Raw genomic sequence first — 10,260 nt, 5'->3', positions numbered from 1 at the left:
CCGGCACGCGACGCCTCACATGTGCACGGCGCAGACGGCCTGGGCGGCATCGATCTGCCGCAGAGCATCCGGTCGGCCGTTCAGATGGGCGCCGTCGAGATGCTGCGCACCCAGCTGCTGGCGAGCCCCGAGCCCGTCACGATCATCGCGCTGGCGCCGCAGACGAACCTCGCGCTGCTGCTGAGGTCGCATCCGGAGGTCGCCGAGAAGATCGAGCGGGTGCTCTTCATGGGCGGGTCGGCGAGCGTCGGCAACGCGACCCCGACGGCCGAGTTCAACGTCTGGCACGACCCCGAGGCGGCAGCGATCGTGCTCGATTCCGGCATCCGGAGCTTCATGTACGGGCTCGACGTGTTCAACCAGGTGGCGGTTCCGATCGAGCGCACCGAGTTGCTGCAGGCGAGTGGATCGCGCGCCGGGCGCGTGGCCGGCTCGCTGCTGGCGCACCGGATCGGCATGGGGCCGGGCCGCGAGCCGGTCTACACCGGGCTGATCGGCGACGCCGGGGCGGTGTGCGCGCTGGTCGATCCGGGCGCGCTCCGCGTCGAACGCCTGCCGGTGTTCGTCGAGCTCGCCGGGGCGAGCCGCGGGCAGACGGTCGTCGACCGGCGTCGCTTCCCGGGCGAAGACGCGGTGCACGGGCTGCACGCGGCTGTCGGGGTCACGGATGTCGCGCTCGATGTGGACGTGGAGCGGTACGTCGAGCTGTTCCTCGACACGATCGCGCTGCTCGACTGATCGCGCTGCCAGCCTTATCGCGCTGCCAGCCGTATCGCGCGGCCAGCCTTAGCGCGCTGCCAGCCTCATCGCCGCCGCTCGACTGACGCCGGCAGCAGCAGCGATCAGGCCAGGCGGCCGACCGAGGCCAGCGCCGCGCGGAGGAGCGCACCGCGGCCGCCCTCCATCTCCGCGTGGATCGCGTCGCTCGTGGCCTCCTGCGGCGTCATCCAGGTGAGCTCGAGGGCGTCCTGGCGGGGATCGCAGGTACCCGTCACCGGAATCACGTAGGCGAGTGAGACGGCGTGCTGCCGATCATCCGTGAAGGCACTCACGCCCGGAAGCGGGAAGTATTCGGCCACGGAGAAGGGAATGGGGCTGGTCGGCAGCTGCGGGAACGCCATCGGCCCGAGGTCCTTCTCGAGGTGGCGGAAGAGTGCGTCGCGCAGGGTCTCGCCGTACATCACGCGACCCGAGACGATGGTGCGCGTCATGTTGCCGCTCGGCGACACGCGCAGCAGCACGCCCACCTCGGTGACCTGGCCGAGCCCGTCGACCCGAACCGGAACCGCTTCGACGTAGAGCAGCGGCAGGCGCCGCCTGATCTCGTCAAGCTCCTGGTCACTCAACCAGCCGGGGTTCGGGTCAGGGGTGCGAACGCTCATGCTTCATTCTCACCCATTGCGCACCGGTTGCCGGTCACCGGCGCCCGAACGGGGCGAGTGTCAGTGGTATCGGCGAGGATGGAGAGGTGAAGAAGAAAGACTCCCCCACCACCGCCCCCGCCGGGGCGGCATCCGACGTGCTCGCGCGGTTCTCGCCGGCCACGCGGGAGTGGTTCTCGGGCGCGTTCTCCGCGCCGACAGAGGCGCAGGTGGGGGCATGGCAGGCGGTCTCGGAGGGGGCGCACGCGCTGGTGGTGGCGCCGACCGGGTCGGGCAAGACGCTGGCGGCGTTCCTCTGGGCGATCGACCGGCTGATCGCGGCGCCGCGCACTGCTCCGGATGCCGGGGTTCGAACTGCGGCGGCTCGAAGTGCTACGACTCGAACTGCTACGGCTCGGACTGGTACGGCGCGGACTGGTACGGCTCTGGATGCCGCGGGCGACGCCCCCGTCGGCACGAGGGTGCTCTACATCTCTCCGCTCAAGGCACTCGCGGTCGACGTGGAACGGAACCTCCGCGCCCCGCTCGTCGGCGTCACGCAGACGGCGAAGCGGCTCGGCACCGTTCCCCCCACCGTCACGGTGGGGGTGCGCTCGGGCGACACGACGGCGACCGATCGCCGAGCGATGATCAAGAACCCGCCCGACATCCTGATCACGACGCCGGAGTCGCTCTTCCTGATGCTGACGTCGGCCGCCCGCGAGACGCTGGCGTCGGTCGAGACGGTCATCATCGACGAGGTGCACGCGGTGGCGGCGACCAAGCGCGGCGCGCACCTCGCCGTGAGCCTCGAGCGGCTCGATGCGCTGCTCGAGAAGCCCGCGCAGCGCATCGGGCTGTCGGCCACCGTGCGCCCGCCCGAAGAGGTGGCGCGCTTCCTCGCGGGGGGCGTTCCGGTGACGATCGTGGCGCCGGTGTCGACGAAGAAGTTCGACCTGCGCGTGGTGGTGCCAGTCGAAGACATGAGCGACCTCGGGGCCGCCCCGGCGCTCGAGGGTTCGGCGGCCGCGGCGACACCGCAGCAGGGGTCGATCTGGCCGCACGTCGAAGAGAGCATTGTCGACCGCGTGCTGCAGCACCGGTCGTCGATCGTGTTCGCGAACTCGAGGAGGCTGGCCGAGCGGCTGACGGCGCGGCTGAACGAGATCTTCGCCGAGCGCGAAGGTCTCGAGGTCGACGACGACGGCTTCGTTCCGCGCAGCCAGGCGAGTCCGCCGGCGCAGGTGCTGGCGAGTGGCCAGACGCAGGGCGCACTTCCGCTGCTCGCACGCGCGCACCACGGCTCGGTGAGCAAGGAGCAGCGCGCGATCATCGAAGACGATCTGAAGAGCGGGCGGCTGCGCTGCGTGGTCGCGACGTCGAGCCTCGAGCTCGGCATCGACATGGGCGCGGTCGACCTGGTGGTGCAGGTGGAGTCCCCGCCGTCGGTCGCGAGCGGGCTGCAGCGGGTCGGGCGGGCCGGTCACCAGGTCGGCGAGGTGTCGCGCGGCGTCATCTATCCCAAGCACCGGGCCGACCTCATCCACTCGGCCGTCGCCGCCGACCGCATGACGAAGGGTCTCATCGAGACGCTCGCGGTGCCGAAGAATCCCCTCGACATCCTCGCGCAGCAGACCGTGGCCGCCTGCGCGCTCGAGTCGATCGACGTCGAGGAGTGGTTCGACCAGCTGAAGCGCAGCGCCCCGTTCAACGCGCTGCCGCGGTCGGCGTACGAGGCGACGCTCGACCTGCTCGCGGGGCGGTACCCCTCCGACGAATTTGCCGAACTGCGACCGCGCATCATCTGGGATCGCGACGCCGGTACGATCACCGGGCGACCGGGCGCGCAGCGGCTTGCCGTGACAAGTGGCGGAACGATCCCCGACCGCGGCCTGTTCGGCGTGTTCATGGTCGGCGAGAAGGCGTCGCGGGTGGGCGAGCTCGACGAGGAGATGGTCTACGAGTCGCGGGTCGGCGACGTGTTCGCGCTCGGGGCGACGAGCTGGCGCATCCAGGAGATCACTCACGACCAGGTGCGGGTGACTCCCGCATTCGGCGAGCCGGGCCGGCTGCCGTTCTGGCGGGGCGACGGGCTGGGGCGACCGGCGGAGCTCGGGCGCGCGATCGGTGCGTTCACGCGAGCGGTCGGTGGGTCATCCGAAGCCCGTGCTCTGGAGATGGCGAGAGACGCCGGGCTCGACGAGAACGCGGCGGTCAACCTCGTGACGTTCATCTCCGAGCAGCGCGAGGCCACCGGCCATGTGCCGAGCGACCAGGCCCTCATCGTGGAGCGGTTCAGAGACGAACTCGGCGATTGGCGCGTCATTCTGCACTCGCCCTACGGGATGCAGGTGCATTCGCCCTGGGCGCTGGCGATCGGCGCGCGCATCCGCGAGCGGTTCGGCGTCGACGGCGGTGTCGTGGCGAGCGACGACGGCATCGTGGTGCGGCTGCCCGACACCGAGAGCGAGCCGCCGGGCGCCGACCTGTTCGTGTTCGACGCCGACGAGCTCGAGATCCTGGTGACGACCGAGGTGGGCGGTTCGGCCCTGTTCGCGTCGCGCTTCAGGGAGAGCGCGGCGCGGGCGCTGCTGCTGCCGCGCAAGAACCCGGGCCAGCGGTCGCCGCTCTGGCAGCAGCGGCAGCGTTCGGCGGCGCTGCTCGAGGTGGCGCGTCGGTACCCGACGTTCCCGATCATTCTCGAGACAGTGCGCGAGTGCCTGCAGGATGTCTACGACCTGCCCTCCCTGAAGGCGCTGGCCGGCGAGATCGAGAGCCGTCGCATTCGCATCATCGAGACCGAGACGCCGGAACCGTCGCCGTTCGCCCGTTCGCTGCTGTTCGGGTACGTCGCCTCGTTCGTCTACGAGGGCGACAGCCCGCTGGCCGAGCGGCGGGCCGCGGCCCTGTCGCTCGACCCGACACTGCTGGCCGAGCTGCTCGGGCGGGCAGAGCTCCGCGAGCTGCTCGACCCCGGCGTGATCGAGCAGACGGAACGGGAACTGCAGCGGGTCGCGGCGAATCGCCGGGCCACCGGGGCCGAGGGCGTCGCCGACCTGGTGCGGATGCTCGGCCCGCTCAGCATCGACGAACTCGCCGAGCGGCTGACCGACGCCGAATCGGCGGCGGCACACGTCGATGCGCTGCTCGACGCCCGGCGGGTGCTGGCCGTGAGCATCGCGGGTGAGGCGCGGTTCGCGGCCATCGAAGACGCGAGCCGGCTGCGGGATGCGCTCGGAGTGCCGATCCCGTTCGGGGTTCCGGATGCGTTCATCGAGCCGGTCGAAGATCCGCTCGGCGACCTCGTCGGGCGCTATGCACGTACGCACGGCCCGTTCACGGCGCCCGAGGTCGGCGTGCGTTACGGGCTCGGTTCGGCAGTGGTGCACGAGACGCTGAAGCGGCTGGAGTCGGCGCGGCGGGTGGTCGAGGGCGAATTCCGGCCGACCGGGGTGCCGGGGGCTGGGGTGGGTGCTGGCGCTGTTGGTACTGGTGACTCTGGCGCTGGTTCTGACTTCGGCGCTGGCTCGGGCGCTGGTTCTGACCTCGGCGCTGGTTCTGGCGGGGCGGGTGGTGCGGCTGACAGGGCTGGCGGCGGCGGACAGATCATCCCGCTCGTGCCCGAGTTCTCGCGGTTCGCACACGCGGCCGCGGCGAGCGAGTGGTGCGACACCGAGGTGCTGCGGAGGCTGCGGAGCCGGTCGCTCGCGGCGCTCCGGCACGAGGTCGAGCCGGTCGATGCGGCGGCGTTTGGGCGCTTCCTCCCGATCTGGCAGCACGTCGGCGGCACCCTGCGCGGGGTCGACGGGGTGCTCACGGTGATCGAACAGCTGGCCGGCGTGCCCGTGCCGGCGTCGGCATGGGAGACGCTCGTTCTTCCCTCGCGGGTGCGCGACTACAGCCCGGCGATGCTCGACGAGCTGACGGCGGCGGGCGAGATCGTCTGGTCGGGCAGTGGGGCGCTGGCCGGCAGCGACGGCTGGGTGTCGCTGCACCTGGCCGACACGGTGCGGGTCACCCTTCCCGAGCAGCAGGAGTTGCAGCCGAGCGACCTGCAGGCCGCGATCCTGAAGACGCTGCGGGGTGGAGGGGCGTACTTCTTCCGCAATCTGTCGGACGCGGTCGCCGACGAGCTGGGCAGCGCGGCCGAGAAAGCGCGGATCGAAGCGGAGGAGGCGGCCGAAGAGGCACGAGCGGCAGCGGTGGAGGCGGTTCGCCCGCGGAATCCGCGGCGCACACCCAAGTCGGGTATCGGCTCGGGCGGATTCGGAACCGGCGCGGGTGCTGGCGCGGGCGCGGATGCTGGCGACGGCGAAGCGAGCGACACTAGCACCAGCGGTTCGGCGTCAGCGTCTGCGTCTCGCGCAGCCGTGCATCCGGTGCCCGTCGCCGTGCCCGCATCGACCACGCCCGGGTTCTTCACCGACGAACAGCTCGTCACCGCCCTGTGGGACCTGGTCTGGTCGGGGCGGGTCACGAACGACACGCTGGCGCCGCTTCGCACGCTGACGGGCGGGGGTGGTTCCGCCCACGCGACCAAGCGCTCTGCACCGCGGGCCCGGATGTATCGCGGCCGGGCATACACACGGCCGACGATGGCGACCCGCGTCGGTCCACCGACCGCCGGCGGGCGGTGGTCGCTGCTGCCGCGGGCGGAGTCCGACGGCACACTGCGGGCGCACGCGACAGCCGAGTTCCTGCTCGACCGGTACGGCGTCGTGACGCGCGGATCGGTGATGAGCGAGCACCAGCCGGGCGGCTTCGCGCTGTCGTACCGCGTTCTCAGCCAGTTCGAGGAGACCGGGCGGTGCCGCCGCGGTTACTTCATCGAGGGGCTGGGCGCGGCGCAGTTCGCCACCGGCGGCACGGTCGACCGGCTGCGCGCGTTCTCCGCAGATGTGCTGCGGGACCAGCGCGGCGGCGAGGCCCCCGGGCGGGATGGCGCGGGCGGGTCTGGTGGCTCTGGTGGCTCTGGCGGCTCTGGTGGCTCTGGCGGCTCTGGCGGCTCTGGCGGGATGCTCGGGCACGACCCGCGCAGTTCACGGAGCGATGCGGCCGACGCGCGCGGTGGAGACACCCGCAGCACGGGCACGGGCACGCGTGGCAGCAGGAAAGCCCGCGAGACGGAGCGCACCCGCGCCCTCACCCTCGCGGCGACGGATCCGGCCAACCCGTACGGCGCCGCTCTCCCCTGGCCGCAGGGCGAGGGGCACCGCCCGGGACGGAAGGCGGGCGCCCTCGTGGTCATGGTCGACGGGGAGCTCGTGCTCTACGTCGAACGCGGCGGCAAGACCGTGCTGGCCTTCACCGACGGCGAAGAAGTGCTGGTCGAGGCCGCTGATGCACTCGCGGCCGCGGTCGTGTCTGGCCGGGTCGACAAGCTGACGATCGAGAAGATCAACGGCGAGTTCTCGGTGGGTACGCTGGTCGGTCGGCTGCTCGAGATCTCCGGTTTCAGCAACACTCCGCGCGGGCTGAGGTTGCGGAGTGCTTAGCCGCGACGCATCCGGCGCGGCATCCGAAGCGAGGAGAGACCATGCCTGAGGGCGACACCGTGTTCCGAACCGCCGAGCACCTGAACGCGGTACTCGCGGGCACCGTCTTGACGGGCTGCGACATCCGGGTGCCGAAGTTCGCCACGGTCGACCTCACCGGTGAGACGGTGCACGGAGTTGTGAGCCGCGGCAAACATCTTCTGATGCGAATCGGGGAGATGAGCATCCATTCGCACCTGAAGATGGAAGGAACCTGGCACGTCTACAAGGAGGGCACCCGCTGGCGGAAGCCGGCGTGGAAGGCGCGCGCGATCCTGAAGAACGCGGAGTGGACGGCGGTCGGCTTCGAACTGGGGCTCGTCGAGGTGCTGCCCACCGACCGCGAAGACGAGGCGGTCGGGTACCTCGGGCCCGATCTGCTCGGCCCCGACTGGGATGCGGCCGAGGCCGAGCGGCGGCTGGCGAGCGACCCGGAGCGGGAGATCGACGTGGCGTTGCTCGACCAGCGGAACCTCGCCGGGCTCGGCAACGTGTACGCGAACGAGCTCTGCTTTCTGCGCGGAGTGCTGCCCATGCGGCCGGTCGGTGACGTTCCGAAGCTCGATGCGGTCGTGGGGCTGGCCTCCCGGCTGATCCTCGCGAACCGCGACCGGGTCGAGCGCACGACCACCGGCGACCTGCGCCCGGGTAAGCAGGTATGGGTCTACAACCGTGCGGGGCAGCCGTGCCGGCGGTGCGGGACCCGAATCGAGACCGGCAAGCTGGGCGCGACCGAGTTGTCGCTGCGAGACACCTACTGGTGCCCGCGCTGCCAGACCTGACCGCTTCCCCACCGCTTAGAGTTGGCGTGTGATCGAAGACATCAAGAAGCGGGCTCTGCACCGTACGCGCATTCTCGAGGGTCAGCTGCGTGGGCTCGAGAAGGCGATCGAGAACGAGGACTACTGCATCGACATCATCACGCAGTCGCTGGCCATTCAGAAGTCCCTCGGCTCGCTGAACAAGCTGATGGTCGAGAACCACCTCAAGACCCACGTCTCCGAGATGTTCGACGAGGGCGGCGAGGCGCGGCAGCAGGCGATCGACGAGCTGGTGCGCATCTTCGAGTTGAGCCGCAACCGGGGCGAGTAGGGGCGGGAGGGCCGCAGTTGTCGCGCTTCAGGAGGGCCGAGCATCCAGAGCCGCCACCTGCCGCTTCAGCGCGATCATGCGGTACGACGTGTCGCAGAGTTCGGCGACGAGCTGCCAGTCGACAGCGTCCGGCTCGTCAGGCAAGTCGAATGCCAGCCAGCCCTTCGAGCCGAAGTAGCGGGGTTCGAAGAAGCCGCGCTGCTGGAGTTCGGCGCGGCGCTCCTCGGCGTCGGGCTTGAACCAGAGCGACGCGCGGGTGTCGCGACCCTGGCCGGCGATCGCGAAGATGCGCTGCGAGACGCGGAAGTTCGGGCGCCCCCAGGTCAGCTCTTCGTGGGTCTCGGGGAAGGCGAGGCAGATGTCGCGGAGTCGTGCGACGATCGGATCGTCAGGCTCGAACTGCACTGGATGCTCGGACGAGAACGGCATGACCCCACGGTAGTGCGGGGTCGCGAGGGCCGCCAGAGGTCGCGGGTGGCGCTGGGGCTGGCGCGAGCGCGCAGAGCGCGACCGGGCGGGCAGCAGTGTCGGAGGCGGCTGGTAGATTCTTCTGAGCCACCAGCCACCAGCCACCCGCCACCCGCACCAGACCCCCGTGAGGACGACCGTGACCGACTCCCCCCGCCGCGCCGCCGTGAACGACGCCGTGGTCGTCTGGTCGGTTCCCGCCGACGAGGTCGCCGCGCGCCTGGCGACGAGCCCGCTCGTCATCATCATGCACGGCTACGGGTCGCACGAGAACGATCTGATCTCGCTCGCGCCCCTGCTGCCCGAGGGCACGATCGCGGCATCGCTCCGTGCGCCGCTGCTGGCACCGCATCCGGTGGTCAACGGCTTCGCCTGGTTCACGATCGGGCAGCCCGGCAACCCGCGCATCAGTGCACTCGACGACGCGGCCGCCTCGGTGCTGGAGTGGCTCGACCGCATCGAAGCGCTCCACGGCACGCCGCCGTCGATCGCCACACTCGGTTTCTCACAGGGCGGGGCGATGGCGATCCACCTGCTGCGCACGGCGCCCGAGCGCTTCGCGGCGGCCGTCAATCTGTCGGGATTCGTGGTGTCGGGGCAGGCGCACGGCGACCGGACCATGGCCGAGACGCGCCCGCCGGTGTTCTGGGGGCGGGATGTCGCTGACCCGATCATCACCGACGCCGCCATCGCGCGTACCGAGGAGTGGCTGCCGTCGCACTCGACGCTGACCGCGAACCTGTACCCGGGCATCCAGCACGGAGTGTCGCAGCAGGAGATCTCCGACGCGTCGGAGTTCCTCGGTGCGGCGTTCGCGGGAGCGGCCTCCTCCCCGGCGGTCTGATGGCGGCGAGAGCCGGGGGCGGCGGGCCGACGACGGCCGCGACCGTGGCGCTCGCTGCGGCAGGGGTTCCGTTCATACCGCACGTCTACCACCACGCCGCGACGGCCACCGACTACGGCGCCGAGGCTGCCGCCGCGCTGGGCATCGAACCGGAGCAGGTGTTCAAGACCCTGATGGTCGATACCGACAAAGGGCTGGCGATCGGCATCGTCTCAGTCGATTCGAAGCTCGATCTGAAAGCACTCGCCGGCGCGGTCGGCGCCAAACGAGGTGTGATGGCCGAGCCCGCGGTGGCCGAGCGGAAGAGCGGGTACGTGGTGGGCGGCATCAGTCCGTTCGGGCAGAAGACGCCGTTGCCGACGGTTCTGGATGATCTGGCCCTCCTCTTCGACACCATCTTCGTCTCGGGCGGGCGCCGCGGCTTCGACATCGAGGTGAGCCCGGCAGACCTCGTCGCGGTGACGCGGGGTACGGTCGCGACCATCCGCCGCGAGTAGGTTTGCCTCGGCGGCACCGCCTCGGTCGACAGAGGAGATGCAGGCGGGCCAGGACTGGATCAGGTTGCGGCCGTGACCGGTCAGGTCATCCCATATCGGGTCCTGCGGAATGGGCCTCGAGGCGGAGGTTGCGCTGCCGCGCCCTTCGGGCTTGCCGACGAAGGCGTAGTGCGGATGCGCAGGTGCCTCCTCGATGGTTGAACTCGCCAGCGGGTCTTGCTTTCGGGATGGTCGGCACGATGGCCGGGTTGACGTGACGTGCGGGGGCGCGCGCAGGGCGCGGGTGCGAATGCGGGTGCGGATGCGGGTGCGGGTGCGGGTGCGGGTGCGCTCACGGTCACCCGGTGTCGGTGTTGGTGTCGGTGTCGGCCTGCGGATCGTGCTTGGGTGGGTGGTGTTTTTGGGGTCGCTGGGGATCGGTTGGTCGTTCCGTAGCGTGGGGTGGGTTGGGCGGACTTGGTGGG

General features: G+C 70.8%; 8 protein-coding genes. 6 read left to right on the top strand and 2 right to left on the bottom strand.

All coding sequences use genetic code 11. The annotated features are described in order from the left end of the window. The coding region (locus tag C5B96_RS01855) for a nucleoside hydrolase (RefSeq protein WP_146078061.1) at positions 1 to 738 on the top strand (738 nt) is incomplete at its 5' end. A gap of 104 nt (positions 739 to 842) precedes the next feature. Here the strand turns inward: C5B96_RS01855 and C5B96_RS01850 are convergent. Next, complete coding sequence (locus C5B96_RS01850; protein WP_104242396.1) at positions 843 to 1,382, bottom strand: NUDIX hydrolase family protein; 540 nt, start codon at positions 1,380 to 1,382, stop codon at positions 843 to 845. Positions 1,383 to 1,468: 86 nt separating this feature from the next. Here C5B96_RS01850 and C5B96_RS17690 point away from each other — a divergent pair, with 86 nt between their 5' ends. The 3 genes from C5B96_RS17690 to C5B96_RS01830 are packed head-to-tail and all read left to right on the top strand — an operon-like array spanning position 1,469 to position 7,987. Beyond that, positions 1,469 to 6,856, top strand: coding sequence for an ATP-dependent helicase (locus tag C5B96_RS17690; RefSeq protein WP_233188936.1), 5,388 nt, complete (start codon positions 1,469 to 1,471; stop codon positions 6,854 to 6,856). Positions 6,857 to 6,897: 41 nt separating this feature from the next. Further along, entirely contained in the window at positions 6,898 to 7,677 is a 780-nt protein-coding gene (locus C5B96_RS01835; protein ID WP_104242394.1) for a DNA-formamidopyrimidine glycosylase family protein, read from the top strand. Between the two features lie 28 nt (positions 7,678 to 7,705). Next, positions 7,706 to 7,987, top strand: a complete 282-nt coding sequence (locus C5B96_RS01830) for a metal-sensitive transcriptional regulator (RefSeq protein ID WP_104242392.1) — start codon at positions 7,706 to 7,708, stop codon at positions 7,985 to 7,987. 27 nt (positions 7,988 to 8,014) lie between these two features. Here the strand turns inward: C5B96_RS01830 and C5B96_RS01825 are convergent, their stop codons facing one another. Next, positions 8,015 to 8,416: an MmcQ/YjbR family DNA-binding protein gene (locus tag C5B96_RS01825; protein WP_104242390.1), complete on the bottom strand. Its 402-nt coding sequence runs from the start codon at positions 8,414 to 8,416 to the stop codon at positions 8,015 to 8,017. Positions 8,417 to 8,594: 178 nt separating this feature from the next. Here C5B96_RS01825 and C5B96_RS01820 point away from each other — a divergent pair, with 178 nt between their 5' ends. Further along, a complete protein-coding gene (locus C5B96_RS01820; protein ID WP_233188935.1) occupies positions 8,595 to 9,299 on the top strand; it encodes an alpha/beta hydrolase in 705 nt (234 codons plus the stop codon). Then, the gene (ybaK, locus tag C5B96_RS01815) at positions 9,299 to 9,796 is read left to right on the top strand and encodes a Cys-tRNA(Pro) deacylase (RefSeq protein WP_104242388.1); all 498 of its coding nucleotides are present in this window, start codon (positions 9,299 to 9,301) and stop codon (positions 9,794 to 9,796) included. Before C5B96_RS01820 ends, ybaK begins: the two co-directional genes overlap by 1 nt. The last annotated feature ends 464 nt before the right edge of the window (positions 9,797 to 10,260 follow it).

It is taken from the genome of Subtercola sp. Z020, from assembly GCF_002931235.1.
GTDB lineage: Bacteria > Actinomycetota > Actinomycetes > Actinomycetales > Microbacteriaceae > Subtercola.
The sequence above is the reverse complement of the archived record's forward strand: the minus strand, read 5'-3'. Positions and strand labels throughout refer to the sequence as shown.

Excerpts from the sequence above, each read along its gene's own strand:
- C5B96_RS01850 (WP_104242396.1), bottom strand. The coding sequence starts at position 1,382 with ATGAGCGTTCGCACCCCTGACCCGAACCCCGGCTGGTTGAGTGACCAG.
- C5B96_RS01835 (WP_104242394.1), top strand. The coding sequence starts at position 6,898 with ATGCCTGAGGGCGACACCGTGTTCCGAACCGCCGAGCACCTGAACGCG.
- C5B96_RS01825 (WP_104242390.1), bottom strand. The coding sequence starts at position 8,416 with ATGCCGTTCTCGTCCGAGCATCCAGTGCAGTTCGAGCCTGACGATCCG.
- ybaK (WP_104242388.1), top strand. The coding sequence starts at position 9,299 with ATGGCGGCGAGAGCCGGGGGCGGCGGGCCGACGACGGCCGCGACCGTG.